Genomic DNA, 23,410 nt, shown 5'->3' on the forward strand with positions numbered 1-23,410 from the left:
CATGGCCATGACCCTCGAGCAAACCATCGCCAAGCGGCAGCACACCTGGACGTCGGCGCTGTTCAGCAGCCAGGCCTTCTGGGTGTTCATCGCGCTGCTGCTCGCCTGCGTCTTCCTGAGCTTCGAGACGCGGGCGTTCCTGACGCCGCAGAACGTCTTCAACATCACCCGCAACTTCACCTTCACGGCGATCATCGCGCTCGGCATGACGTTCGTGATCATCACCGGCGGCATCGACCTCAGCGTCGGCTCGGTGCTGTGCCTGTGCTCGATGGTGATCGCAACGGTGATGCATGCCGGGGCGCCGCTCTATGTGGGCGTGGCGGCGGCGCTGCTGACCGGCCTCGGCGTCGGGCTCTTCAACGGCGTGCTGATCGCCTATCTGGGGTTTCCATCGTTCGTGGTGACGCTGGGCATGCTGTCGGCCGGGCGCAGCTTCGCCATGATCGTGTCGAACAACCAGACGGTGTTCCAGTTCGGACCGGACCACGACAAGCTGCTCTATCTCGGGGGCGGCTCGCTCAACATCCTCGGCGCGCAAGTGTCGCTGCCGGTGATCTACACGCTGATCCTCGCCGCCATCGCCGGCTTCATCCTGCGCTGGACCAGGTTCGGGCGGCACGTGTTCGCCATCGGCGGCAACGAGCATGCGGCCGAGCTCAGCGGCATCCCGGTGCGGCCGATCAAGGTGGTGGTGTTCATGATCTCGTCGCTGACGGCGGCGATCGCCGGCATCGTCGAGACGGGCTGGCTCGGGGCGGTCACCACCAATATCGGCGCCGGCATGGAACTGCAGGTCATCGCTGCGGCGGTAATCGGCGGGGCGAGCCTGATCGGGGGCACCGGAACCGCCATCGGCGCGCTGGTCGGCGCGGCGCTGATCGAGATCATCCGCAACAGCCTCGGCCTGCTCGGGATCAATCCGTTCTGGCAAGGGACGGTAATCGGTCTTGCCATCATCATCGCTGTGGCATTCGAACGCGTTCGCCAGCTAAGGTCGCGGGAGTAGTTTGACGGCACGCGGAGGCTTGCCCGGTGCCGCAACGGCCCAGTCCACACCAGTACCAGACGGCGCGGCCGGCGCGCTCGCACACCTCGCGCGTCGTCGACGACCTCGGGCTCAAGATCGTGTCCGGTGCACAGCAGCAGGGGAGCCTGCTGCCGGGCGACGGCGAACTGATCGAACGCTACGGCGTGTCGCGGACGGTGCTGCGTGAGGCGCTGAAGACGCTGTCGGCCAAGGGGCTGCTGCAGGCCAAGGCGCGGATCGGCACCCGGGTCCGGCCGCGCGCCGACTGGAACCTGTTCGATCCCGACGTGCTGGTCTGGCACGCCCGCATCGGCTTTGCGCCGGAATTCCTCAAGCATCTGGGCGAGATGCGCATGGCGCTCGAGCCGGAGGCGGCGGCGCTGGCGGCGAGCCGGCGGACGCCCGGGCAATTGCAGGGGCTCGAGGACTGGGCGGGCCGGATGGACAATCCCGACATCGGCCAGCAGGATTTCGTCGACGCCGATCTGGGCCTGCATCTGGCGGTGGCCGAGGCGGCGAACAACCCGTTCTTCCTGTCGATCTCGACGCTGATCGAGGTGGCGCTGGTCGCCATGCTCACCGCGTCCTCGCCGGTCGAGAGCGCGGCCCGGCTCAAGGCCTCGGTGGCACAGCACCGCGCCATCGTCGACGCCATCGCCGCCCGCGATCCCGACGCGGCCCGCAAGGCCATGCAGGCGGTGGTGCAGACCGGCATCGACGGGGCGCGATAGGGCGCCGGGTACGCCTTTCCCGGAGACGCTCCTATTCGCGCGCCAGCGCCTGTACCGGATCGAGCCGGGCGGCGGAGCGGGCGGGCATGAAGCCGAAGACCACGCCGATCAGCGTCGAGGACAGCAGCGCCGCGGCGATCGACAGGGTGGAGTAGGAGACGCGGGCGCCCGAGAGGAACTGCGTCAGCGCAAAGCCGACACCGAAGCTCAGCGCGATACCGGCGATGCCGCCGACGATGCAGACCAGCACCGCTTCGGTAAGGAATTGTCGCAGGATGTCGCCGCGGCGCGCGCCCACGGCCATGCGGATGCCGATCTCGCGGGTGCGCTCGCTCACCGACACCAGCATGATGTTCATCACCCCGATGCCGCCGACGATCAGCGAAATCACGGCGATGGCCGAAATCAGCAGCGTCAGCGTCTGGCTGGTCGACTGGATGGTGTCGCGGATGGTGTTGGTGTTCTGCAGGAAGAAGTCGGTTTTGCCGCCATGCAGCCGGGTCAGCAGGTCGGTGATCTCGGTCTCGGCGGTGTCCATGTCGGCGCTGTCGGCGACGCGCACGGTGATCTGGCTGAGGTAATGCTGGCCGAGAATGCGATCCATCACCGTGGTGTAGGGCAGATAGATCGAGGGGTTGGAGCTGCCCGGCCCGAAGGTCGAGGTGACGGCGACGACGCCGATCACGCGCACCGGCACCTTGCCCACCACGATCACCTGGCCGATCGGGTTTTCGCCGTGGGTAAAGATGGCCGTCTGCGCGTTGGTGTCGATCACCGCCACCTGGGCGCGCTCGTCGACCGCGGTGCTGTCGAACTCGCCGCCCTCGTTAAGGGTCGAGCCGTTGACGCGGAAATAGTCGACACCGACGCCCGAGACCTGCGCGTTCACGGCGACGTTCTGGAACAGGATCGACTGGTTGGTGGACACGCGCGGGGTGACGCTGTCGGCGTAGGGCTCTTTCGCCAATGCGTCGGCATCGCTGGCCACCAGCGTGCGGATACGGCCCTGGCCGCGGTCGCCGAAGCCGGTGCCGGGATAGATGTTGATGGTGTTGGTGCCGATCGAGGCGATGTTTTCGAGCACCATCTGCTGGCTGCCCTGGCCGAGGGCGACCACCGACACCACCGAGGCGATGCCGATGATGATGCCAAGCATGGTGAGGAAGGTGCGCAGCTTGTGCGCGGACATCGCCCGCAGCGCCATGCGCAGTGCCTCGACACCGCGGTCGAACACCTGGAACGGCGAGAATTTGCCCTTGCGGGCGGCCTGCGCGCCGGCCGGCGTGGCGGCGGCGCCGGTGCGGGTGTCGGCGATGATGCGGCCGTCGCTGATCTCGATCATCCGATCGGTCTGTTCGGCGATCTTCTGGTCGTGAGTGACGATGATGATGGTGTGGCCTTCGGCGTGCAGCTCCTTCAGCAGCCCCATCAGCTCGGCGCCGCTGCGAGAATCGAGGGCGCCGGTCGGCTCGTCGGCGAGGATCACCTCGCCGCCGTTCATCAGCGCCCGGGCGACGCTGACGCGCTGCTGCTGGCCGCCCGAGAGCGCGCCGGGCCGGTTGCGCAGGCGGTCGCCGAGACCGAGCCGCACCAGCAAATCGGTGGCGCGGCGCGTGCGGGCGCCGTTGTCGACGCCGGCATAGATCGCCGGCATGGCGGCGTTCTCGACGGCGCTGAGGTCGGCGAGGAGCTGGTAGCGCTGGAAGATGAAGCCGAAATGCTCGCGGCGGAGCTCGGCAAGCTCGTCCGGACCGAGCTTGCTGATATCTCGGCCGGCAAAGGTGTAGGTCCCCTCGCTGGCGCGGTCGAGGCAGCCGAGGATGTTCATCAGCGTCGACTTGCCCGACCCGGACTGGCCGACGATGGCGATCATCTCGCCGGCCTCGATGTCGAGGTTGACGTCGTCGAGCACCGTGACGGTCTCGGCGCCCGTGACGAAGCGGCGGGTGAGGCCGCGGAGCTGGATGAGCGGGGCGGCCACGATCAGCCTCCGCGCGGGCCGCCGAAGATGGCCGGGCCGCCGCCGAAGCGGCCGCCGCGCCCGCCCGTCTGGGTGGCCGGCGCCGAGGAGGAGCGCGGCGCCACCACGAGGTCGCCCTCGCTGAGGCCGCTTTTCACTTCGGCGGTGATGTTGTTGTTGAGCCCGACCTTGATCTGGGTCGGAACGACGGTGCCGTCGGGCTTGTAGACCCCGACGCGATAGGTGCCGTTGCGGCCGGCCGTCAGCACCGAGGCGGGCAGGGTGAGCACGTCCTTGGCGGAATTGACCACGATGGTCACCTGCGCGGTCATGGCGATGCGCAGCCGGTGGTCGGGGTTCTCGACCGAGAACAGGCCGTTGTAGTAGACGGCGTTGTCGGACGAGGAGAGACCGGTGTCCGAGGTGGTGATCGCGTCCGGCGCCGGTTCGATCGAGAGCAGCGTCGCCGGGATCTTGGTGTTCGGGTCGCCCAGGATCGTGAACGTTGCCTTCTGGCCCGGCGCGACCTTGGTCACGTCGGCCTCCGAGATCTGCGCCTTGATCACCATGGTGTCGAGATTGGCGATCTTGACGATGGTCGGCGAGGTCTGGTTGGCGTTGACGCTCTGGCCCTCGGTCACCAGCACGGCGACGATGGTGCCGTCGGTCGGCGCGGTGATCTTGGTGCGGGAGAGGGCGAGGTTGGCGTCGTCGACCGCGAGCTGCGCCTGGCTGATCTGGGCGTTGAGCGAGGCGATGGCGGCCTGCGCCGAGGCCAGCCCGGCCTGCGCGGTCATCACGTCGGCATCGGAGATGAGCTTTTGCGGCGCCAGCTTGTTGGCGCGCTCGAGCGCGGCCTGGGCGCTGGTCAGGTCGGCCTGCTTGGCCTGAAGCTGCGCCTGCATGTTCAGCAGCGAGGCCTGCGCCGACTTCACGGCGTTCTGCTGGTTGGTGGAATCGATCTGGGCGATGAGGTCGCCCTTCTTCACCGTGTCGCCGAGCTTCACCGACAGCGTCTGGATGGTGCCCGACACTTCGGCGCCGACGCTGGTCACCGAGTTCGCCTGCAGCGAGCCGGTCGCCAGCACGGTCTGCTCGACGTCGCCGCGCTCGACCTTGACGGTCGAGGGCTCCACCCGCGCCTCGGAGGGCGCGAGGTACATCCAGCCGCCGATCCCGGCGGCGGCGAGCACGACGACGGCAATGGCGATGCGGATGATGAACTTCATGTCGCGACCCATGATCCACACTCCGGCACAAGGAGCGCTCCAGCCTCGAATATGGTCGTCCGGCCGGTAAAAGTAACATTATCGATCAGTAATCTGGCATAAGCTTTGGTAATTCGCTGGCGCCGCCATCACACCCCGCAAAGCTTCTGTGCGTAACGGAAACGCCGCAGCGCCGGACTCGGCGACGCGTGGTAATCCACGGCATTCGGGTGGTGCGGCGGGACCTGAGATGGCGACAGCTCTGTACATCGTGATTCAGAGCCGGGGGAAATGGTGGGTGGACTTCGAGGGGCGGGCCCACGGGCCGCACGACACCCGCGAGGCCGCCGCCATGGAAGCCCGCAACCAGGCGCAGTTCATGGCGCACATGGACCGGGCGAGCGAAGTGCTGGTGCCCGATGCCGACGGCAAATACTGGGTGGTGTGGGACAGCCGCAAGGCTACCGCAGGCGTGCCGACGCGCGTAAACGAGCAGACCCGCGCGGCGTAATTTCTCCTTTTTCCAGCACTATTGGCGACACAACGTGGCCGGCGTGGTGCCGGTGCGTGCGCACATCGCGATGCCGACGGCCTTGGGGTGGGTGAGCGGCGGACAGGTCCGGTGTGCGAATCGGCCACGGTACGTGGCCATTGAGAGGGATAGATGAGAACCAAGCTCCTGATCGGCGCATTGGCCTTGGGGTCGCTGCTGGCGGCCGCCAATGTCGGAGTCGCCACGGCGGCGCCTCCGACCTTCCAGTTCGGATTCACCATCGGCGACCCGCCGCCACCCCCGCCACCTCCCGGCTTCGGCCCCGGTCCCGGCCCATGGGGCCCCGGCGGTCCGGGCGGTCCCGGCCCCTGGGGGCCGGGCGGCGGCCCGCATGGCTGGCATGGATGGCATGGCCCGCACGGCCCGCCGGGCTATTACGACTGCATCAGCCTTCGGGCGATCTTCAACGATCTGAGCGACCGGGGCTTTGGCCGCTTCCGCAACTATCGCGAGCTCGATGACGCGTTCGCCGTCGATGCCCGGCGCGGCATGAGCAGCTACCGCCTGCTGGTCGACAGTTGCGACGGCGAGATCATCGAGGCGAAACGCCTGAAGGCGCCGTTCTGACAGCTATGGCTCCGCGCGACAGCGTGCGGGGCCAGTCTTTCCGACAGTGGCGGGGAGAGTGGCGCGCCCAAGGGGAATCGAACCCCTGTTCCCGCCGTGAGAGGGCGGTGTCCTGACCGCTAGACGATGGGCGCGGAGACAGGTCCAAGTATAAGCTTCGCCGCTGCCCGTCAACCGAGGACTGGCGCGCCCAAGGGGAATCGAACCCCTCTCTCCACCGTGAAAGGGTGGCGTCCTAACCGATAGACGATGGGCGCCTCCGGCGCCCGCGGTCTATAGAGACGGAGCGGGGCCGGCGCAAGCGCCAAATCCGCTCATCCGGCGGGCAGCGCGGCGCATCTCTCCGTCGCCTGGGCGATGGCCTTGTCTGCGCTCTGTCCGATCGGCCGCGAAGAGCGCCCGATCGTCCAACCGGCAGAGGTTTTGTTTGCGCTCTGGACGATCGGTCGCAAGAGCGCCCGATCGTCCAACCGGCAGAGGTTTTTTGTCTGCGTTCTGTCCGATCGGTCGCAAGAGCGCCCGATCGTCCAACCGGTAGAGGTTTTGTTTGCGCTCTGGACGATCGGTCGCAAGAGCGCCCGATCGTCCAACCGCTGTTGATCAGCAGCCCGAGAACGTCACCGGATGATCCCAGCCGCGCGGGCGGCTGCGCACGTCGATATGGATGAAGCTGCGGCCCGGATAGCAGCCGAGGCCGCCGACCAGCGGGTTGCGGTAGGCGTAGGCAATGAGCCGCGACTTGTCGACGCCGGGGATGAAGATGTCGGCCGCCATGCACTTCATGTGATAGCTGGCGTCCTTGCCGCCGACGTCGGCATTGTGCCACGGGTCGCGATAGCCCGAACTGACCACCACGCGCTTCCTGAAGAAGGTCTCGATGCTCCAGATGGCGAGCCTGAGGTTGGGCACGAGGCAGAAGGTGTTGACGCCCGAATTGGTGACGTAGGTGCCGAAGTTCTGCTGGTAGCCGGCGTAGGGATCGCGCGACGGCGAGAGTGAGCACGCGCCCAGTGTCGCCGCGCAGAGCAGCACCAAGAATAGCCGTCGCATCCATTGCTCCGAGGATCGCTCCGTCCCCCGCGGGGGATCGAGTTCGGAACAATCCTAGGCAAACGCGGTGAAGCGGCTGCTAAGGCGCGTGGTTAGCGCGCCGTTACCAGGTGCCGGTGTTGGGCATCGACTGCCACGGCTCCCGGGGCGGCAGAGTCCCGTTCTGGATCAGCTCGACCGAGATGCCATCCGGCGATTTGACGAAGGCCATGTGGCCGTCGCGAGGCGGGCGATGGATGGTGTAGCCGAGCTCGCTCAGGTGCTGGCAGAGCGCGTAGATGTCGTCGACGAGATAAGCGAGATGGCCGAAATTGCGGCCGCCGGTGTAGACCTCGGGATCCCAGTTGAAGGTCAGCTCGACCTGCGCATCGTCGTCACCCGGCGCGGCGAGGAACACCAGCGTGTAACGGCCCTTGTCGTTGTCGCTGCGGCGCACTTCGCGCAGGCCCAGCCCGTCGCAGTAGAAGCGCTTGGCCTCTTCGATGTCGGCGACGCGCACCATGGTGTGGAGATATTTCATCGGCTCGTCTCCTTGTGTGTCCGGTCGGTTCGATGCAGCGCTCTGCGCTATCGGCGCAACAGTGCTGTGAATTGGTAAGGGGCCACTCAACAAAATCGCAAGGACTCCTTAACTTTTGAATCTGAATCGGCCAAGGTGAGTCCATTGACTGCGTAACCCGGGTTTGCGACCGGGCAAGTTCGAAGAGGCGTTGGGGGCATGGCGGCTAAACTTCCAGCCGGTGGCGACAAGCCCGGAGTCCGTCCGCTTGATGATGCGGCGGTGGTCGATGCCAATGCCCCTCTCGACGTCATTGAGATTTCCGGTGCCATCAAATGGTTCGACGTGGCCAAGGGGTTTGGCTTCATCGTGCCCGACGATGGCCGGTCCGACGTGCTGCTGCACGTGACCTGCCTGCGCCGCGACGGCTATCAGACTGCCTACGAAGGCGCGCGCGTGGTGGTCGAAGCGCTCAACCGCCCCGGCGGTTTGCAGGCGTTCCGCATCCTGTCGATGGACGAATCCACGGCGCGCCACCCGGCGCAGATGCCGGCGCCACGCACCCATGTCACGGTGGAGCCGACGAGCAAGCTCGAGCGGCTCGAGGTGAAGTGGTTCAACCGCATCCGCGGCTTCGGCTTCCTGTCGGCTGGGGACGGCGCGCCCGACGTGTTCGTGCACATGGAGACGCTGCGCCGCTTCGGCATCACCGAGCTCCGGCCGGGCCAGTTCGTGCTGGTTCGCTACGGCACCGGCCCCAAGGGGCTGATGGTCGCCGAAATTCGCCCCGACGGCTGGGGCGAGGCGCCGTCGTCGCACTAACCCCTTCATTCACATGACAGTTTTCCGCCATTTGCGATCGGCCTGGTTCGCCGTTCGCCTGGCCATGACGCTCGTGCTGCTGAGCGCGGCGGCGGCCTGCAGCGCCGACAATCGGGGCGTGTTCCATACCGCCAAGGGCGATTTCGCCTTCACGCTCGAGATCGCCGACACCGAGGCGCAGCGCGAGCGCGGGCTGATGTTCCGCACCTCGCTCGCGCCCGATGCTGGAATGCTGTTCGACTATCATCAGGAGCAGCAGGCGGCGTTCTGGATGCAGAACACGCTGATCCCGCTCGACATGATCTTCATCGCCGCCGACGGCACGGTGAAGACCATCCACGTCAACGCCCGGCCAATGGATCCGACCAGCATTCCGTCGGAGGTGCCGGTGCGCTTCGTGGTGGAGATCGCGGGCGGCCGGTCGCAGGAGATCGGGCTCAAGGTCGGCGACAGGTTCGAGAATTCGCGGGTCGGAAAGTAGTTCCTTGCGCTCTGGCCGATCGCCCCTCAACAAGGGTCGTTCGGCCAACCAAGTTTTCTCTGCGCTCTGGCCAATCGACCCTTAAGAAGGGTCGTTCGGCCAACCAAGTTTTCTCTGCGCTCTGGCCAATCGACCCTTAAGAAGGGTCGTTCGGCCAACCGCTATGGGAGGATCAGGCTCCGAGCCGGCTCAGCACCATGCAGTCGAAGATCGCCCACAAATGCAGGATCGAGCCGGCCACCACGAAGACGTGCCACAGCACGTTCTGGAATTTGAGCTTCTCCCACAGATGGAAGACGATGCCGGTCGAATAGGTGATGCCGCCCGCGACCAGCAGCCAGAAGCTGACCGGCGGCAGGGCTGCCGCGAGCGTCTGGAAGACGAGAACACCGCTCCAGCCGATCGCCAGGTAGAGCAGGATGGCGAGGCGCCCGAAACGCTGCGGCACGATCAGCTTCAGGGCGACGCCGACCAGCGCCGCGCCCCACACCAGCACGGTGAGCAACTGGCCGTCGCGGGTGCCACCGAGCACGGCGAGGAACGGCGTGTAGGTGCCGGCGATGAACAGGAAAATCGCCGCCTGGTCGAGCCGCGCCATCAGCTTCTTGAAGCCCGAGACCGGCGCCAGGTTGAAGGCGAGCGACACGCAGAGCACGGTCAGCAGCGTCGACACGTAGACGATGATGGCCGGCAGCTCCTGGCGGGCGGTACCGATGGCGGCGAAGACGATCAGCACCGTGCCCAGGCCGATGGCGAAGGCGAGGCCGATGCCGTGCACGATGCCGTCGGTGATCAGCTCGGCCAGCGAGAACTGCCGGCGGCGGTGCCACCAGGGACGGACCTCAGCATAGTGCGCCGGGATATTCACGGGTTTCTCCTCGCTTCCAGCATGACAGGAAGGCGACGAATATGGCTTAACATGGTCGGCAATCTTTCCGTGTCGTGAACGAATGGGAAATCACGGCGCGGGAGCCATACCATCCGTTAGGGAGAACGCCATGGGCGAACCGCTGCTGCCGATCATCGCCGAAATCTCGATCGCCGCGCCGGTCGAGCGGGTCTGGGACGTGCTGGTGGGAGAATCGACGGTGCCGCAATGGCTTGGCGCCATGGATTACAAGCCGCAGGTGGGCACCACCTTCTTCATGCAGCAGGACCCGGACAAGAAGGCCAGGCGCGATACCGAGGGGTCGACCTGGTGCGACGTGCTGGTGCTGCAGAAGCCGCTCAGATTCGAGTTCTCCTGGTACCTGCCGGGGACGCCGGAGACCATGGTGCACATCAATCTGTTCGCCGAGGGGACGAACCGCAGCTTCGTGCGGCTGATGCATGACGGCTGGGACGATTTCGAGCGCGAGGCGATCGAGGATTTCTACGAGCAATTGGCGCGCGGCTGGGCCGAGGACGTGCTGCCCAGACTCAAGCGGCTGGCGGAGTCCAGCTAGGCAGATCCAGCCGCCACACATTGTGCGGTGACACGACGCCCTTGGGGTACTCGAAATCCTCGACGCCGGTGAGCTCGAAGCCGAGCTTGCGGCAGATGCCGTTCGAGCCGGCGTTGATCGGCGTCGGATAGGCGTAGACGTAGCGATAGCGCGCCAGCGGCTGCAACCGCTCGAGCAAGGCCCGGGCGGCGGCGGTGCCGTAGCCGCGGCCGTGCACCGCCGGCAGCAGCTCCCAGCCCATCTCGTAATCCGTCTCGGCCCGGTCGTTACGCGCCCAGTAGCCGACCGACCCGACGATGTCGTCGCCGGCCGCGATGCGCAGCATCTCCACCTCGCCGGGCTGGTGATAGGTCAGGTAGCGCCGGTGCCGGTCGAGGGTCTTGGCGGCGCTTTCGGGGCCGCCAAGATGTTGCTTTTCCTCAGGCGTGTTGAGGGCCTCGAGCAGCGCCAGGCCGCTGTCGTCCCAGGCCAGCAGCTCGAGCCGGGGCAGGGCGATAATCCGCTACTCCGCGGCGACCGTCGCGCTCCGCCTGGGCAGCACCCAATTGGAGCGCGGGAAATGGCAGGTGTAGCCGGCCGGATAGCGCTCGAGATAGTCCTGATGCTCGGGCTCGGCCTCCCAGAACGGGCCGGCCGGCGCCACTTCGGTCACCACCTTGCCGGGCCACAGGCCGGAGGCATTGACGTCGGCGATGGTGTCGAGCGCCACCGCCTTCTGCTCGTCGCTGGTGTAGAAGATCGCCGAGCGATAGGACGTGCCGAGGTCGTTGCCCTGGCGGTTCCTGGTGGTCGGGTCGTGGATCTGGAAGAAATATTCGAGGATCTTGCGAAAGCTCGTCTTGTCGGGGTCGAAGACGATCTCGATCGCCTCGGCGTGGGTGCCGTGATTGCGGTAGGTGGCGTTGGGCACGTCGCCGCCGGAATAGCCGACGCGGGTGGAGATCACGCCGGGCTGCCGGCGGATCAGTTGCTGCATCCCCCAGAAGCACCCGCCGGCCAGTACTGCACGCTCGGTCCGTGAAGCCATTCGTCCCTCCATTGTCCTGATTTGCCGGCCAGATGTGGTGTCGCGGCGCGATCGCGGCAAATCACGTGTTCGTTGGCGACCCCGGGAGGAATCGAACCTCCGACCAATAGCTTAGAAGGCTACTGCTCTATCCGCTGAGCTACGGGGCCGTCGCGTCGGGGTGTAGCCGGTTCTCCCGGCCGCGTCACGCCTCGGGGGGCGGCGCGGTGCTGTCGCGCACGACAAGCTCGGATTTCAGCACGACGCGCACCGGCTCGGGGCGGTTTCGGGTGCCCTCGAGGATATCGACCAGCGTACGCGTGGCGATGCGGCCGATCTGCTCGCGCGGCTGGCGCATGGTGGTGAGGGCGGGGGCGTAGTTCTGCGACACCGAGATGTCGTCGAAGCCCATGACCGAGATGTCGCGCGGGCATTCGATGCCGTGCCGGCGCAGGGCGGCGATGAGGCCGATCGCCATCTCGTCGTTGCCGGCAAAGACCGCCGTCGGCCGCTCGGGCAGGGCGGCGAAATGCGCGGCGGCCGCCTTGCCGCTTTCCATGCTGTAGTCGCCCGACACCACCCATTCCTCGCGCGCCGGCAGCCGGTGCTCGAACAGCGCCTTGCGGTAGCCCACCAGCCGCTCGTTGGGGAAGGTGTTGCGCGACGGGCCGCCGATGTGGCCGATCCTGCGGTGGCCGAGTTCGTAGAGGTGCGCCACGGCGCGTTCGGCGGCCTGCAGATTGTCGGTGATGACGGAATTGATCTGCGGATCGGGCAGTTCGTCATAGGCGGCGACCAGCGGCAGCGCGCCGCCCAGGCCGGCGATGGCGTGCAGCCGCCGGGTGTCGAGGAAGCCGTCGAACAGCAGCAGGCCGTCGGCCCGGTTGGAGAGGAAATAGTCGGACAGCCATTTGGACGGGTCGTCGCCCAGCCGCCCGGTAACGAGCACGCCGTAGCCGCGGCTGGTCGCCTCGGTGACCACCGCGTCGAGGATGGTGGAGTAGAACGGATTGCCGATTCCGGGCATCGCCGTCAGAATCGTCTTGGCCCGCTGCAGGCGCAAAGTGCGCGCCGCCTGGTTCATCGTATAGCCGGTTTCGCGCACGGCGACGTGCACACGCTCGCGGGTCGGTTCCGAGACGCGGTCGGGGCTGCTCAAGACACGGCTGACGGTTGCGGCAGAGACTTTAGCATGCCGGGCAACGTCTTGAATTGTCGGGATTTTCTTGGTGGTTTCCATGCGTGACAGCGCCCCTCTCCGCTGCCTCATGGCTGCCTCTGTAATTCGATCTTGACAGCCAAGCAAGAAGTGTCTGACACTCGTGCAATCGATTGCATTGAACTCGATGACGGTTTCGTGTAATCGATTTCACGCCGCCGGCCGGGAGAACCCTGAACAGGGTCGCCGTCGGGCCGGCAGCAGGGGTTGGGGCATCCGCTTCCAATCAATGTTGGGAGGACACATAGATGATGAAGTTTACGCTGGCGACCATTGCGGTCGCCACGCTGCTTGGCGGCACGGCCGTCAAGGCGACGGACCTCGAAGTCATTCACTGGTGGACGTCGCCGGGTGAGTCACGGGCCGTCAACGAGTTTGCCAAGGCCTTCGACAATGACGGTGCAGGCGACCATTGGGTCGATAACGCGATCGCCCTGGGCGAGACCGCCCGCGCGGCCGTGATGCAGCGCGTGGCCGGTGGCAACCCGCCGGGCGCCGCCCAGTTCAATCCGGGCCGTCAGTACGAAGAACTGATCAAGAACAACCAGTTGCTCGACCTGACCGACCTTGCGACCAAGGAAGGCTGGGACAAGATCATCCGTCCGGCGACGATCTCCGATCCGTGCCATATCGATGGCAAATGGTGGTGCGTGCCGGTCAACATCCACTCCAACAACTGGGCGTGGGTGTCCCCGGCGGCGTTCAAGACCGCCGGTCTCGAAGTGCCCAAGACCTGGGACGAGTACATCGCCGACCTGCCCAAGCTCAAGGACGCCGGCATCATCGGCTTTGCGGCCGGCGGCGACGGCGGCGGCTGGCAGCTAAACCTGGCGTTCGGCGTCATCCAGACGCAGGATCTCGGCCAGGCCAACCGCGACAAGCTGCTGAAGGACAAGGACCAGTCGATCGCCTTGGGCGACGGCATGAAGAAGGCCTTCACCGACTTCCGCACCCTCAAGCAGTACACCGACGAGGGCCTGCCGAACCGCAACTGGAACGACTCCACCGCGCTCGTCATCCAGGGCAAGGCCGCGCTGCAGATCATGGGCGACTGGGCTCGTGGCGAATTCGGCGCTGCCGGCAAGGTGCCGGACAAGGACTATGTCTGCTGGGCTCTCCCGGCCGACCACCCGCTCGTGACCACCTCGGGCGACGTGATCGTGTTCCCCAAGCAGGGCAACCCCGATGTCGAGGCGGCTCAGCTCCGTCTGGCCTCGCTGCTGCTCTCGCCGAAGGTGCAGGCGAACTTCAACAACGCCAAGGGCTCCATGCCGGTGCGTGACGACGTCGACATGTCGCTCGCCGACCCCTGCATGCTCAAGGGCCTGTCGATCATCAAGGATCCGGCCAACATCCAGATCGACTCCAACCGTTGGCTCACCCCCGACACGCAGTCGGCGTTCAACGACCTGATCAGCCAGTTCTGGACTGACGATTCGATGACCGTCGAGGAAGCGCAGCAGAAGTACGCTGACATCCTGGCTGCCGCTCAGTAAGCGGACCATCTCCGCCGGGCGGTCCCCGCAACGGGGCCGCCCGGTTCTGTTTCAGCTATAAGTACTGACCCGGGCCGCGGCCCGCGGGGTGGGGGAAGCTCGGATGACGGACGTTGCGACCACGGCCATTGCCGTGGAGGCGCCGGCAAGGCGCAAACGGCGGATCCCGTACGCCGCGATCATCGGGACGCTGCCGATGATCATCGTGTCGTTCAGCGTGTTCTTCGTCGCCATCATCTTCGTGGTGATCTGGTCGTTCACCAATTCGGGCATGTTCCCCGGCTTCAATTTCGTCGGCCTGGCGCAATACACCCGGCTGTGGTCGACCTCGCTGTGGCAGGTGGCGGTCAACAACATCTGGTTCTTCGGCGTCATGTCGCTGTGCGTGAACCTGGTGTTCGGTTTCCTCCTGGCCGTGTTCATGGACCAGAACATCAAACACGAGAGCGTGTTCCGGACCATCTTCCTTTATCCGTTCTCGATGTCGCTGGTGGTGACGGGCCTCGCCTGGCAGTGGATCCTCGATCCCAACCTCGGGCTGCAGGAATCGATCCGCAACCTCGGCTGGACCGATTTCGCGCTGGCGCCGCTGGTGCACCGCGAAACCGCGATCTACGGCCTCGTGGTCGCCGGCATCTGGCAGGGTTCGGGCGTCACCATGGCGATCATGCTCGCCGGCCTGCGCGGCGTCGACCAGGAGGTCTGGAAGGCCGCCAAGATCGACGGCATCCCGACCTGGCGGACCTATCTGTTCATCGTCATCCCGATGATGCGCGGCGCGCTGGGCACGGTGCTGCTGCTGCAACTCACCGGCATCGTCAGGACGTTCGACCTCGTCTACGCCATGACCTCGGGCGGCCCGGGCATCGCGACGCAGATGCCGGCCATGTACGTCATCAGCTTCATCACGGTGCGCCTCAATGTCGGGCAGGGCATGGCGGCAGCGACCATGCTGCTGCTGCCGATCGCACTGATACTCATCATCCGCGCCATCGTCACCACGGTGCAGGCGCGCCGCAGGGGGATCAACGCATGACCGCCGAGGCGCTCGACGCAACCGGCTTCGCCGGCCCGCACGGGGCCAAGCCCAAGCAATTGTCGTGGGGCCGGGTCGGCATCTACGCCTTCCTGGTCATCGCGGCGCTGTTCTTTCTCGTGCCGCTCTATGTGATGCTCGTCACCTCGCTCAAATCCATGCCCGAGGTGCGCGAGGCGCATATCTTCAACCTGCCGCGCGAACCCACGATCCAGCCGTGGATCGACGCCATGTTCAACGCCTGCACCGGACGCAACTGCACCGGGCTGTCGCCGGGCTTCTGGAATTCGGTGAAGATCACCGTGCCGTCGGTGATCGTGTCGATCATCATCGCCTCGATCAACGGCTACGCGCTCAGCTTCTGGAAGTACAAGGGCGCCGAGTTCTTCTTCAACCTCCTGGTGTTCGGTGCGTTCGTGCCCTACCAGGTGGTGATCTACCCGATCATCATCGGCATGAGCAAAGTGCACCTGTTCGGCACGCTGCCGGGCATCATCATCGTGCACACCATCTTCGGCATGCCGCTGCTGACGATCCTGTTCCGCAATTTCTACTCGTCGCTGCCGATCGAAATCTTCAAGGCGGCGCGCATCGACGGCGCGGGCTTCTGGCAGACCTTCTTCAAGGTGATGCTGCCGATGTCGGTGCCGATCACGGTGGTGGCGGTCATCCTGCAGGTCACCGGTATCTGGAACGACTTCCTGTTCGGCCTGGTGTTTGCCGGCACGGAGAACATTCCGATGACGCTGCAGCTCAACAACATGGTCAAGACCACGCAAGGCACGATCCAGTACGACGTCAACATGGCCGCGACCATGCTGACCGCGCTGGTGCCGCTGATCATCTACTTCGTCTCTGGCAAATGGTTCGTGCGCGGCATCGCCGCCGGCGCGGTAAAGGGGTAAGGCACAGTGCAGACTAGCGTTTCGGTCAAGAATCTGACCCTCGCCTTCGGCGCGGTGAAGGTGCTCGAGGGGCTCAACCTCGACGTCGGCACGGGCGAATTCCTGGTGCTGCTGGGGCCGTCGGGCTGCGGCAAGTCCACGCTGCTCAACTGCCTCGCCGGCCTGCTGGAAATCTCCGAGGGCCAGATCTTCATCTCGGGCAAGAACGTCACCTGGGAGGAGCCCAAGGACCGCGGCATCGGCATGGTGTTCCAGTCCTACGCGCTCTACCCGCAGATGACGGTGGAGCGCAATCTGAGCTTCGGCCTGCGCGTCTCGGGCATGCCGCGCGAAGAGATCGAAAAGCGCGTCGCCCGCGCCTCGGAAATCCTGCAGATCCAGCCGCTGCTGAAGCGCAAGCCGGCGGAGCTGTCGGGCGGGCAGCGGCAGCGCGTCGCCATCGGCCGCGCCCTGGTGCGCGACGTCGACGTGTTCCTGTTCGACGAGCCGCTGTCCAACCTCGACGCCAAGCTGCGCTCGGATCTGCGCGTCGAGATCAAGCGGCTGCACCAGCGGCTCAAGAACACCATGATCTACGTCACGCACGACCAGATCGAGGCGATGACGCTGGCCGACCGCATCGCCATCATGCGCAACGGCGTGATCCAGCAGCTCGACACGCCGCATGCCGTCTACAACAACCCGGTCAATCTGTTCGTCGCCGGCTTCATCGGTTCGCCGACGATGAATTTCCTCAACGGCCGGATCGACGGGTCGACGTTCAGCATCGACGCGCTCAACATCCCGCTGGGCAATTACAAGTTCGAAAAGGACGGCGTCGGCAAGCTCGACGGCATCCTCGGCGTCCGCCCCGAGCACATCGCGGTCGGCGAGGACGCCAAGAAGATGCCGTTCCAGCTCGACAGCGAGATCGAGATCGTCGAGCCGATGGGCTCGGACACGGTGGGCTGGACCAAGGTGGCCGGCCAGTCGGTGACCTTCCGCTGCTCTTCCGACATTCCGCTGGCGCCCGGCCAGAAGATCACCATCGGCTTCGATCCGGCGCGGGGCAGCCTGTTCGACGCCCAGAGCGGCGTGCGCGTCTGAAATCTTCGAGCCGCCGGACGCGCTTCGGCGGCTCTTTCTTGTGCGGCAATCACAACGTTACAACGGACTGTCCCGCTTCGGTCACCACCGCGGCGGGCGGGCATCTAGAAAGAAGACATCATGGATTTTTCCTATCAGCTCTACAGCGCCCGCAACGAAAAGTCGCTCGACGACACGCTCAAGACCTTGAAGTCGCTGGGCTATACCCAGGTCGAGGGCTGGGGCGGGCAGTTCGGCGATCCGGCGGCGCTGGTGCAAAGCCTCGAGGCGGCAGGACTCAGCATGCCGACCGCGCATATGGGCTTCACCCAGCTCGAGGACACCGCGGCGACGCTCAAGATCGTCGATGCCGTCGGCATCAAGACCGTCTACTGCCCGGCGCCGCCCTCGGCCGACTACCGCGAGGGCAAGGGCGACTGGAACAAGCTCGCGGCGGGCCTCGCGAAGATCGCAGCGGCGTTCAAGGCGGCCGGCAAAGGCTTCGGCTACCACAACCATCACTGGGAATTCGCCCGCGGCGCCGACGGTAAGGCGCCGATCGAGATCATCCTGGGCGCTTCGCCCGACATTCAGTGGGAGATGGACCTCGCCTGGGTGGTGAAGGCCGGCGAGGATCCGGTGGCCTGGATGGACAAGCTCGGCGACCGCATCACCGCCGTGCACGTCAAGGACATCGCGCCGGCCGGCCAGGCGCTCGACGAAGACGGCTGGGCCGATGTGGGGCAGGGCACGCTCGACTGGAAGTCGCTGCTGCAGACCATCAAGCAGAAGACCAAGGCGCAGTATTTCGTCGCCGAGCACGACAAGCCGTCCGACGCGATCCGGTTCGCGCGCCGGTCGATGGATGCGGTCAAGGCCTGGCTCTGAGCGGGGAGCCTTAGGGGAACATCATCATGGCCAAGGGCAAGACTTACGGCATCGGCATCATGGGGGCCGGCAACATTTCGAGCGCCTATCTGCGGCTGGCGCCGCTGTTCAAGGGGCTCGAAGTGCGCGGCGTCGCCGACATTATCCCGGCGGCGGCCAAGCGGCGTGGCGAGGAGTTCAACGTCCACGCCATGACGCCGGACGAGATGCTGAAGAACTCCGAGATCGACGTGATCGTGAACCTCACGGTGCCGGCGACGCACTACAAGGTGTCGATGGACGCCATCTCGGCGGGCAAGCATTCCTATTCGGAAAAGCCGTTCGTGCTGACCCTGAAGGAAGGCAAGGCGCTGAAGAAGGCGGCGGAGTCGCGCGGCCTCGTGGTCGGTTCGGCGCCCGACACCTTCCTCGGCGGCGCGCATCAGCAGGTGCGCTCGATCATCGACTCCAAGGCGCTGGGCAAGATCACCCACGGCACCACGCACGTGATGAGCCGCGGCATGGAGCACTGGCACCCCAACCCGGACTTCTTCTTCCAGCCGGGCGCCGGGCCGATCCTCGACATCGGGCCGTATTACGTCACCGACCTCATCCAACTGCTCGGACCGGTGAAGCGGGTCACCTCGTTCACCAACAGCGCCCGGACGCACCGCGTCGTCACCACCCCCGGCTCGCCGATGAACGGCAAGAAGATCAAGGTGGGCACGCCGACCACCATCCACGGCATCCTCGAGTTCGAGAGCGGGGCGATCATCACCATCGGGGCGAGCTGGGACACGTACAGCCACGGCCACCACAACATCGAGCTCTACGGCACCGAGGGCTCGGTCTACGTGCCCGACCCGAACTTCTTCGGCGGCGACATCCTGATTTCCGACCAGTCGGGAACCAAGCAGAAGGTCGAGCCGTGGGACCATCCGTTCGGCAAGGCGAACCAGGGTCTCGACACGCCGATGCCGCGCGCCAACTACCGCACGGCCGGCCTCGCCGACATGATCCAGGCGCTGGAGAAGGGCCGGCCGGCCCGCTGCGGCCTCGACGTTGCGCTGCACGCGGTGGACGTCATGACCTCGCTGCTCAAGGCCGGCGAGGCCGGCAAGGTGGTGACGCTCACCACCACCTGCGTCCGCCCCGCCGCCCTCAAGCCGAAGGACGCGCTGGCGCTGCTGAAGTAGGGGACAGGTGTGAAATTCATCACCGGATGGCTGACCTGCAGACCGGGAACCCGTGATGAGTTCCTCTCGGTGATGCGAATACCGGCGGAGCAGACGCGGCGCGAAGAGGGCTGTGTCTTCTTCGAGTACCACCTGCATTCGGACGATCCGGACGTGGTGATCCTCATCGAAGGTTTTCGGAACGAAGCGGCGCACGAAGCACATCGCCATACCCCCCATATGGCGGTGATGCAGACCGAGCTTCGCCGCCTCGTTGGTCGGATCAGGCTCTGCTATGCGGTGGCCGGCGAGGAGTTCGATTTCATCGCCAATCCGCCCGGTCCGTGGACACCGTGAGGATGCTGATCGTCGGGCGGTATGGACTGGTTCGTCCGGTCGGCGCCGCTTGACAGTTCACCCCCATCTGGCAAGGGTCGCGGCACGTACATCAAGGGCCGGCGCGCGGCACGGTCCGACCCAAGGGAGCACAGCATGAAGACCATCAAGGGCCCGGCGATTTTCCTCGCCCAGTTCGCGGGCGACACGCCGCCGTTCGACACGCTCGACCATATCTGCAAATGGGCGGCGGACCTCGGCTACAAGGGCGTGCAGATCCCGACCTGGGTCAGTGCCTACATCGATGTCGAGAAGGCAGCGACCAGCAAGGCCTATGCCGACGACCTGAACGCGACGGCGGCCAAGCACGGCATCGCCATCACTGACCTTGCCAGCCACATCGTCGGCCAGCTCGTCGCCGTGCATCCGGCCTACGACACGCTGTCGGACGGGTTCGCGATCCCGGCGGTGCACGGCAATCCGAAGAAGCGGCAGGAATGGGCGGTGCAGCACCTCAAATGGTGCGCCGGCGCGTCAAAGAACCTCGGCGTCAAGGCGCACGCGACCTTCTCGGGCGCGCTCGCCTGGCCGTATCTTTATCCGTTCCCCCAGCGCCCGGCCGGGTTGGTCGAAGAGGCGTTCGATGAGCTAGGGCGGCGCTGGACGCCGATCCTCGACGAGTTCGACAGGCAGGGCGTCGACCTCTGCTACGAGATCCACCCGTCGGAAGACCTCCACGACGGCGTCACGTACGAGATGTTCCTCGAGCGGGTGAAGAACCATCCGCGGGCGAACCTGCTCTACGATCCGAGCCACTTCATCCTGCAGCAGCTCGATTATCTCGACTACATCGACATCTACCACGACCGTATCCGGATGTTTCACGTCAAGGACGCGGAGTTCAATCCGACCGGCCGGCAGGGCGTCTATGGCGGTTTCCAGAGCTGGGTGAACCGGGCCGGGCGCTTCCGCTCGCTGGGCGACGGCCAGGTCGACTTCGGGGCGATCTTCTCCAAGCTCAGCCAGTACGGGTTCGACGGCTGGGCCGTGCTCGAATGGGAGTGCGCCATCAAATCGTCGGAGCAGGGGGCGGCGGAGGGCGCGCCGTTCATCGCCGCGCATATCATCGAAGTCACCGAGAAGGCGTTTGACGATTTCGCGGCAGCGGGCACCGATCTTGCGGCGAACCGCAAGATTCTCGGGCTCGATCGGTAGGAGGTACAGATGGCGGAAACAGGCGCGCGCAAGATCAGGCTGGGCATGGTGGGCGGCGGCACGGGGGCCTTCATCGGCTACGTGCACCGCATCGCCTCGCGCCTCGACGGCGACTACGAGCTGGTGGCGGGAGCGCTGAGCTCGCGCCCCGACGTGGCGCGGGAATCGGGCAAGAACATCGGGCTCGCGCCCGATCGCATCTACACCTCGTATGAGGAGATGGCGAAAAAGGAGGCCGCACGGCCGGACGGCATCGAGGCGGTGTCGATCGTCACCCCCAACAACGTGCATTACGGGCCGGCCAAGGCGTTCCTCGAAGCCGGCATCCACGTCATCTGCGACAAGCCGCTGACCTCGACGCTGGACGACGCGCGCAAGCTGGCGGCGATCAAGCCGAAGAACGGCGCGAAATTCCTGCTCACCCACAACTACACCGGCTATCCGCTGGTGCGGCAGGCGCGCGAGCTGGTGAAGTCGGGGGCGCTCGGCAAGATCCGGGTGATCCAGGCCGAATATCCGCAGGACTGGCTGTCGACGCCGGCCGACCCGGGCAACAAGCAGGCGGCGTGGCGGACCGATCCGAAGCGCTCCGGCGCCGGCGGCGCCATCGGCGATATCGGCACGCACGCCTACAATCTACTGCGCTTCGTCACCGGGCTCAAGACCGACGCCGTCAGCGCCGACCTCACGAGCTTCGTCAAGGGCCGCAAGGTCGACGACAACGTCCACATCCTGTTGCGCATGCAGGGCGGGGCGCGCGGCATGCTGTGGGCGAGCCAGGTGGCGCCGGGCAACGAGAACGGCCTGCAACTGCGCGTCTATGGCGAAAAGGCCAGCCTCGAATGGCGGCAGGACAACCCGAACTATATGTGGTTCAGCGAGCTCGGAAAGCCCAAGACGCTGCTGACCCGCGGGGGCGCCATCAGCCAGCCGCCGGCCGCCTCGATGAACATCCGCATTCCGGGCGGCCACCCCGAGGGCTATCTCGAGGCCTTCGCCACGCTCTACAGCCAGTTCGCGGCGGTGATCCGCGGCGAGGGCAAGGCCTATGCCGGCCTGCTGCCGAGCCTGGCGGACGGCGTCGAAGGCGTCGAATTCATCACCGCCGCCATCGCCTCAAGCAAGGCCGACGGCAAATGGACCAAGCTCAGCGACGTCTGATACGCTTCATCCGTCGACGGGCGCGGTGCGGCGCCCGCCGGCAGGCAAAGCCTGGGGATCGAATGCCCGCGCGGCGCGCTAGCTTCCCAGCTTGCCGCTCAATTCGTCGAGGCGCTGGATCAGCCCCTGCAGCTCGGCCCGCAGCGTGCGGCGCTCGCCGCTCGACAGCGGTGCCCTGGCGCGCGGACCGGTGTTGACCGCGATCTCCTCGTTGAGCGAGTCGATGTCGCGCTTGAGGCGGGTGAGTTCTGAGGCAACGGACACGGGGCGGACTCCTTCGGCGCTCAACGCGCCTATCATTGAATCCGCTGCACGGTGAAGCCGGCCTTGCCCAAAAGCTCGACGACGCTGCCGTCGCCGGCAAGGTGTCCGGCGCCGACGACGATCAGGTCCTGGCGGTTGTCGGCAAGCAGGCCCTCGATGGTCTTCAGCCAATTGGCGTTGCGGTCGAGGACCAGCGCCTGGGTGAAGCCTTCGTCCATGGTGGGGTCGTCCGCGATCTGCTTGCCGAGGGCGTCGGTGTTGCCGGCGACCCAGGCGGCGGTCATGTCCGCCATCTGTTTGGGCACGTCGGCGATCGTGTCCACCGTGGTCAGCAGCCGCCTGACCTGCTGGTCCACCGGATCGGCGCCGAGCAGCGCCATCTGCGCGCCGACGGTCTCGAAATACGCCTTCTTTTCCTTCGGCAGTTCGCCCTGCAGGATCGTGTCGACGCCCAGCGCCGGGCTGTAGCCGAGCTTTTCGATGAGCTTTTCCTCGATCATCGCTTCGGCGAGCCAGGGCTGGTAGCCGGCGAGCTGGGTTATGCCGAGGCCGAGCGGCGCCGCGGCCGCCTCGAGCCTGGCCTTCTGCTCGGCCGACAGCGTCGCGAGCCAGTCGGCCTTGGCGCCGAAGCCCATGCGGATGCTGCTGATCACCAAAGCGAGCTGGCCGAGCGGTCCGATATCGGCCTCGAAATAGACCGCGTCGGCATGGGCCAGCACGTCGTCGAATTCCGGCGTGCGCCAGGTGACGTCCTTGGGCAGCACGTGGATCGAGCCGAACAGCCAGACCTTGCTGTCGGCGTCGCTGACCTCCCACAGGGCCGGTGCCGCCGACGCCGCGACCGGCATGGCGGCGAACGCCGCGGCGAGCATCCAGCGCGGCAGCAGCGTCCGCAGGTCAGTGCGTCCAGGGAGTCTTGCGGTCGAAACGGAAATTGTCGGAGTAGCTGTTCCGCTTCGGCGTGGGCGTGTGCGGCGGCAGGACCACATAGGGGATGCCGTTGTCGCGCGCGTAGGCTTCCGCCTCTTCGAGGGTGTCGAAGCTCAGCCGCACCTGGGTCTGGGTGTCGGTGGTCGAGGTGTAGCCCATCAGCGGCTCGATGCCGCGCGCGCTCTGCGGACCGTAGTCCAGCACCCAATCCTTCGACTTGCCGCGGCCGGACTGCATCGCGTTGGGAGCGGGGCGGAAAATCCGAGCGGTCGTCATCGAGTCCTCTTCAAGATGGTCGGGGCAAAGTGATTCGAACACTCGACCCCCGGTTCCCAAAACCGGTGCTCTACCAGGCTGAGCTATACCCCGAATTCCGCCTTGATCCGTTA

27 protein-coding genes and 4 tRNA genes are annotated in these 23,410 nt (G+C 66.0%); 16 read left to right on the plus strand and 15 right to left on the minus strand.

Going from position 1 to position 23,410, the window contains the following annotated elements; translation table 11 throughout:
* Nucleotide 1 precedes the first annotated feature (1 nt).
* Nucleotides 2-1,009, plus strand: a complete 1,008-nt coding sequence (locus BGO82_RS07430; RefSeq protein WP_291304928.1) for an ABC transporter permease — start codon at nucleotides 2-4, stop codon at nucleotides 1,007-1,009.
* A gap of 26 nt (nucleotides 1,010-1,035) precedes the next feature.
* Entirely contained in the window at nucleotides 1,036-1,761 is a 726-nt protein-coding gene (locus tag BGO82_RS07435; protein ID WP_291304929.1) for a FadR/GntR family transcriptional regulator, read from the plus strand.
* Nucleotides 1,762-1,792: 31 nt separating this feature from the next.
* Here BGO82_RS07435 and BGO82_RS07440 read toward each other — a convergent pair whose 3' ends face one another.
* Entirely contained in the window at nucleotides 1,793-3,742 is a 1,950-nt protein-coding gene (locus BGO82_RS07440) for a MacB family efflux pump subunit (protein ID WP_291304930.1), read from the minus strand.
* A gap of 2 nt (nucleotides 3,743-3,744) precedes the next feature.
* Nucleotides 3,745-4,962 carry an efflux RND transporter periplasmic adaptor subunit gene (locus BGO82_RS07445; RefSeq protein ID WP_291304931.1) on the minus strand — a complete coding sequence of 406 codons (1,218 nt, stop codon included), beginning with the start codon at nucleotides 4,960-4,962 and terminating at the stop codon, nucleotides 3,745-3,747.
* A gap of 217 nt (nucleotides 4,963-5,179) precedes the next feature.
* On the opposite strand from BGO82_RS07445, the gene BGO82_RS07450 reads away from it, so the two are divergent.
* A complete protein-coding gene (locus BGO82_RS07450; protein ID WP_291304932.1) occupies nucleotides 5,180-5,440 on the plus strand; it encodes a hypothetical protein in 261 nt (86 codons plus the stop codon).
* A 153-nt stretch (nucleotides 5,441-5,593) separates the two neighbouring features.
* Entirely contained in the window at nucleotides 5,594-6,049 is a 456-nt protein-coding gene (locus BGO82_RS07455; protein ID WP_291304933.1) for a hypothetical protein, read from the plus strand.
* A 59-nt stretch (nucleotides 6,050-6,108) separates the two neighbouring features.
* On the opposite strand, the gene BGO82_RS07460 is transcribed toward BGO82_RS07455, so the two are convergent.
* The 4 genes from BGO82_RS07460 to BGO82_RS07475 form a co-directional block, all read right to left on the minus strand.
* Nucleotides 6,109-6,183, minus strand: a tRNA-Glu gene (locus BGO82_RS07460).
* A 48-nt stretch (nucleotides 6,184-6,231) separates the two neighbouring features.
* Nucleotides 6,232-6,306, minus strand: a tRNA-Glu gene (locus BGO82_RS07465).
* Between the two features lie 343 nt (nucleotides 6,307-6,649).
* Nucleotides 6,650-7,099, minus strand: coding sequence for a D-Ala-D-Ala carboxypeptidase family metallohydrolase (locus BGO82_RS07470; protein ID WP_291304934.1), 450 nt, complete (start codon nucleotides 7,097-7,099; stop codon nucleotides 6,650-6,652).
* 103 nt (nucleotides 7,100-7,202) lie between these two features.
* Nucleotides 7,203-7,619 (minus strand): VOC family protein, encoded by a 417-nt coding sequence (locus BGO82_RS07475; protein WP_291304935.1) that lies wholly within the window; start codon nucleotides 7,617-7,619, stop codon nucleotides 7,203-7,205.
* Between the two features lie 198 nt (nucleotides 7,620-7,817).
* Between BGO82_RS07475 and BGO82_RS07480 the strand changes: the two genes are divergently transcribed.
* Together BGO82_RS07480 and BGO82_RS07485 are read left to right on the plus strand one after the other, a co-directional pair.
* Nucleotides 7,818-8,420, plus strand: coding sequence for a cold-shock protein (locus tag BGO82_RS07480; protein ID WP_291304936.1), 603 nt, complete (start codon nucleotides 7,818-7,820; stop codon nucleotides 8,418-8,420).
* Between the two features lie 64 nt (nucleotides 8,421-8,484).
* On the plus strand, nucleotides 8,485-8,901 hold the full coding sequence (locus BGO82_RS07485) for a DUF192 domain-containing protein (protein ID WP_291304937.1): 417 nt from the start codon (nucleotides 8,485-8,487) through the stop codon (nucleotides 8,899-8,901).
* 172 nt (nucleotides 8,902-9,073) lie between these two features.
* Here the strand turns inward: BGO82_RS07485 and BGO82_RS07490 are convergent, their stop codons facing one another.
* Nucleotides 9,074-9,769: a hemolysin III family protein gene (locus tag BGO82_RS07490; RefSeq protein ID WP_291304938.1), complete on the minus strand. Its 696-nt coding sequence runs from the start codon at nucleotides 9,767-9,769 to the stop codon at nucleotides 9,074-9,076.
* Between the two features lie 130 nt (nucleotides 9,770-9,899).
* On the opposite strand from BGO82_RS07490, the gene BGO82_RS07495 reads away from it, so the two are divergent.
* Nucleotides 9,900-10,346 (plus strand): SRPBCC domain-containing protein, encoded by a 447-nt coding sequence (locus tag BGO82_RS07495; protein WP_291304939.1) that lies wholly within the window; start codon nucleotides 9,900-9,902, stop codon nucleotides 10,344-10,346.
* Here BGO82_RS07495 and BGO82_RS07500 read toward each other — a convergent pair.
* The 4 genes from BGO82_RS07500 to BGO82_RS07515 all read right to left on the minus strand — a co-directional run bounded on the left by BGO82_RS07500 (nucleotide 10,321) and on the right by BGO82_RS07515 (nucleotide 12,622).
* A complete protein-coding gene (locus BGO82_RS07500; protein WP_366246940.1) occupies nucleotides 10,321-10,845 on the minus strand; it encodes a GNAT family N-acetyltransferase in 525 nt (174 codons plus the stop codon). The genes BGO82_RS07495 and BGO82_RS07500 overlap by 26 nt on opposite strands.
* A gap of 3 nt (nucleotides 10,846-10,848) precedes the next feature.
* Nucleotides 10,849-11,373 carry a peptide-methionine (S)-S-oxide reductase MsrA gene (msrA, locus tag BGO82_RS07505; protein ID WP_291304940.1) on the minus strand — a complete coding sequence of 175 codons (525 nt, stop codon included), beginning with the start codon at nucleotides 11,371-11,373 and terminating at the stop codon, nucleotides 10,849-10,851.
* Nucleotides 11,374-11,446: 73 nt separating this feature from the next.
* A tRNA-Arg gene (locus BGO82_RS07510) sits at nucleotides 11,447-11,522 on the minus strand.
* A 35-nt stretch (nucleotides 11,523-11,557) separates the two neighbouring features.
* The gene (locus BGO82_RS07515; RefSeq protein WP_366246926.1) at nucleotides 11,558-12,622 is read right to left on the minus strand and encodes a LacI family DNA-binding transcriptional regulator; all 1,065 of its coding nucleotides are present in this window, start codon (nucleotides 12,620-12,622) and stop codon (nucleotides 11,558-11,560) included.
* A gap of 197 nt (nucleotides 12,623-12,819) precedes the next feature.
* Between BGO82_RS07515 and BGO82_RS07520 the strand changes: the two genes are divergently transcribed.
* The 9 genes from BGO82_RS07520 to BGO82_RS07560 all read left to right on the plus strand — a co-directional run bounded on the left by BGO82_RS07520 (nucleotide 12,820) and on the right by BGO82_RS07560 (nucleotide 21,827).
* On the plus strand, nucleotides 12,820-14,067 hold the full coding sequence (locus BGO82_RS07520) for an ABC transporter substrate-binding protein (protein ID WP_291304941.1): 1,248 nt from the start codon (nucleotides 12,820-12,822) through the stop codon (nucleotides 14,065-14,067).
* A gap of 103 nt (nucleotides 14,068-14,170) precedes the next feature.
* The gene (locus BGO82_RS07525; RefSeq protein WP_291304942.1) at nucleotides 14,171-15,103 is read left to right on the plus strand and encodes a sugar ABC transporter permease; all 933 of its coding nucleotides are present in this window, start codon (nucleotides 14,171-14,173) and stop codon (nucleotides 15,101-15,103) included.
* On the plus strand, nucleotides 15,100-16,008 hold the full coding sequence (locus BGO82_RS07530; protein ID WP_291304943.1) for a carbohydrate ABC transporter permease: 909 nt from the start codon (nucleotides 15,100-15,102) through the stop codon (nucleotides 16,006-16,008). Before BGO82_RS07525 ends, BGO82_RS07530 begins: the two co-directional genes overlap by 4 nt.
* Nucleotides 16,009-16,014: 6 nt before the next feature.
* The gene (locus tag BGO82_RS07535) at nucleotides 16,015-17,094 is read left to right on the plus strand and encodes an ABC transporter ATP-binding protein (protein WP_291304944.1); all 1,080 of its coding nucleotides are present in this window, start codon (nucleotides 16,015-16,017) and stop codon (nucleotides 17,092-17,094) included.
* A 120-nt stretch (nucleotides 17,095-17,214) separates the two neighbouring features.
* Nucleotides 17,215-17,961, plus strand: coding sequence for a sugar phosphate isomerase/epimerase (locus BGO82_RS07540; RefSeq protein WP_291304945.1), 747 nt, complete (start codon nucleotides 17,215-17,217; stop codon nucleotides 17,959-17,961).
* 26 nt (nucleotides 17,962-17,987) lie between these two features.
* The gene (locus BGO82_RS07545; protein WP_291304946.1) at nucleotides 17,988-19,136 is read left to right on the plus strand and encodes a Gfo/Idh/MocA family oxidoreductase; all 1,149 of its coding nucleotides are present in this window, start codon (nucleotides 17,988-17,990) and stop codon (nucleotides 19,134-19,136) included.
* A gap of 9 nt (nucleotides 19,137-19,145) precedes the next feature.
* A complete protein-coding gene (locus BGO82_RS07550) occupies nucleotides 19,146-19,472 on the plus strand; it encodes a putative quinol monooxygenase (RefSeq protein ID WP_291304947.1) in 327 nt (108 codons plus the stop codon).
* A 135-nt stretch (nucleotides 19,473-19,607) separates the two neighbouring features.
* The gene (locus tag BGO82_RS07555) at nucleotides 19,608-20,666 is read left to right on the plus strand and encodes a sugar phosphate isomerase/epimerase (RefSeq protein ID WP_291304948.1); all 1,059 of its coding nucleotides are present in this window, start codon (nucleotides 19,608-19,610) and stop codon (nucleotides 20,664-20,666) included.
* A 9-nt stretch (nucleotides 20,667-20,675) separates the two neighbouring features.
* Complete coding sequence (locus BGO82_RS07560) at nucleotides 20,676-21,827, plus strand: Gfo/Idh/MocA family oxidoreductase (RefSeq protein WP_291304949.1); 1,152 nt, start codon at nucleotides 20,676-20,678, stop codon at nucleotides 21,825-21,827.
* A gap of 78 nt (nucleotides 21,828-21,905) precedes the next feature.
* Here BGO82_RS07560 and BGO82_RS07565 read toward each other — a convergent pair whose 3' ends face one another.
* From BGO82_RS07565 to BGO82_RS07580, 4 genes are all read right to left on the minus strand, one after another.
* Nucleotides 21,906-22,091: a hypothetical protein gene (locus tag BGO82_RS07565; protein WP_291304950.1), complete on the minus strand. Its 186-nt coding sequence runs from the start codon at nucleotides 22,089-22,091 to the stop codon at nucleotides 21,906-21,908.
* A 32-nt stretch (nucleotides 22,092-22,123) separates the two neighbouring features.
* The gene (locus BGO82_RS07570; protein WP_291304951.1) at nucleotides 22,124-22,963 is read right to left on the minus strand and encodes a TraB/GumN family protein; all 840 of its coding nucleotides are present in this window, start codon (nucleotides 22,961-22,963) and stop codon (nucleotides 22,124-22,126) included.
* Nucleotides 22,964-22,988: 25 nt separating this feature from the next.
* The gene (locus tag BGO82_RS07575; RefSeq protein ID WP_291304952.1) at nucleotides 22,989-23,297 is read right to left on the minus strand and encodes an ETC complex I subunit; all 309 of its coding nucleotides are present in this window, start codon (nucleotides 23,295-23,297) and stop codon (nucleotides 22,989-22,991) included.
* Between the two features lie 16 nt (nucleotides 23,298-23,313).
* Nucleotides 23,314-23,390: transfer RNA gene (locus tag BGO82_RS07580), tRNA-Pro, on the minus strand.
* Between the last annotated feature and the right edge of the window lie 20 nt (nucleotides 23,391-23,410).

The organism is Devosia sp. 67-54 (genome assembly GCF_001899075.1).
Classification (GTDB): Bacteria; Pseudomonadota; Alphaproteobacteria; order Rhizobiales; family Devosiaceae; genus Devosia_A.

Excerpts from the sequence above, each read along its gene's own strand:
- BGO82_RS07475 (WP_291304935.1), bottom strand. The coding sequence starts at position 7,619 with ATGAAATATCTCCACACCATGGTGCGCGTCGCCGACATCGAAGAGGCC.
- BGO82_RS07525 (WP_291304942.1), top strand. The coding sequence starts at position 14,171 with ATGACGGACGTTGCGACCACGGCCATTGCCGTGGAGGCGCCGGCAAGG.
- BGO82_RS07480 (WP_291304936.1), top strand. The coding sequence starts at position 7,818 with ATGGCGGCTAAACTTCCAGCCGGTGGCGACAAGCCCGGAGTCCGTCCG.
- BGO82_RS07430 (WP_291304928.1), top strand. The coding sequence starts at position 2 with ATGGCCATGACCCTCGAGCAAACCATCGCCAAGCGGCAGCACACCTGG.
- BGO82_RS07515 (WP_366246926.1), bottom strand. The coding sequence starts at position 12,622 with ATGAGGCAGCGGAGAGGGGCGCTGTCACGCATGGAAACCACCAAGAAA.
- BGO82_RS07455 (WP_291304933.1), top strand. The coding sequence starts at position 5,594 with ATGAGAACCAAGCTCCTGATCGGCGCATTGGCCTTGGGGTCGCTGCTG.
- BGO82_RS07555 (WP_291304948.1), top strand. The coding sequence starts at position 19,608 with ATGAAGACCATCAAGGGCCCGGCGATTTTCCTCGCCCAGTTCGCGGGC.
- BGO82_RS07540 (WP_291304945.1), top strand. The coding sequence starts at position 17,215 with ATGGATTTTTCCTATCAGCTCTACAGCGCCCGCAACGAAAAGTCGCTC.
- BGO82_RS07560 (WP_291304949.1), top strand. The coding sequence starts at position 20,676 with ATGGCGGAAACAGGCGCGCGCAAGATCAGGCTGGGCATGGTGGGCGGC.
- BGO82_RS07470 (WP_291304934.1), bottom strand. The coding sequence starts at position 7,099 with ATGCGACGGCTATTCTTGGTGCTGCTCTGCGCGGCGACACTGGGCGCG.
- BGO82_RS07495 (WP_291304939.1), top strand. The coding sequence starts at position 9,900 with ATGGGCGAACCGCTGCTGCCGATCATCGCCGAAATCTCGATCGCCGCG.
- BGO82_RS07570 (WP_291304951.1), bottom strand. The coding sequence starts at position 22,963 with ATGCTCGCCGCGGCGTTCGCCGCCATGCCGGTCGCGGCGTCGGCGGCA.
- BGO82_RS07520 (WP_291304941.1), top strand. The coding sequence starts at position 12,820 with ATGATGAAGTTTACGCTGGCGACCATTGCGGTCGCCACGCTGCTTGGC.
- BGO82_RS07545 (WP_291304946.1), top strand. The coding sequence starts at position 17,988 with ATGGCCAAGGGCAAGACTTACGGCATCGGCATCATGGGGGCCGGCAAC.
- BGO82_RS07530 (WP_291304943.1), top strand. The coding sequence starts at position 15,100 with ATGACCGCCGAGGCGCTCGACGCAACCGGCTTCGCCGGCCCGCACGGG.
- BGO82_RS07485 (WP_291304937.1), top strand. The coding sequence starts at position 8,485 with ATGACGCTCGTGCTGCTGAGCGCGGCGGCGGCCTGCAGCGCCGACAAT.
- BGO82_RS07575 (WP_291304952.1), bottom strand. The coding sequence starts at position 23,297 with ATGACGACCGCTCGGATTTTCCGCCCCGCTCCCAACGCGATGCAGTCC.
- msrA (WP_291304940.1), bottom strand. The coding sequence starts at position 11,373 with ATGGCTTCACGGACCGAGCGTGCAGTACTGGCCGGCGGGTGCTTCTGG.
- BGO82_RS07450 (WP_291304932.1), top strand. The coding sequence starts at position 5,180 with ATGGCGACAGCTCTGTACATCGTGATTCAGAGCCGGGGGAAATGGTGG.
- BGO82_RS07445 (WP_291304931.1), bottom strand. The coding sequence starts at position 4,962 with ATGGGTCGCGACATGAAGTTCATCATCCGCATCGCCATTGCCGTCGTC.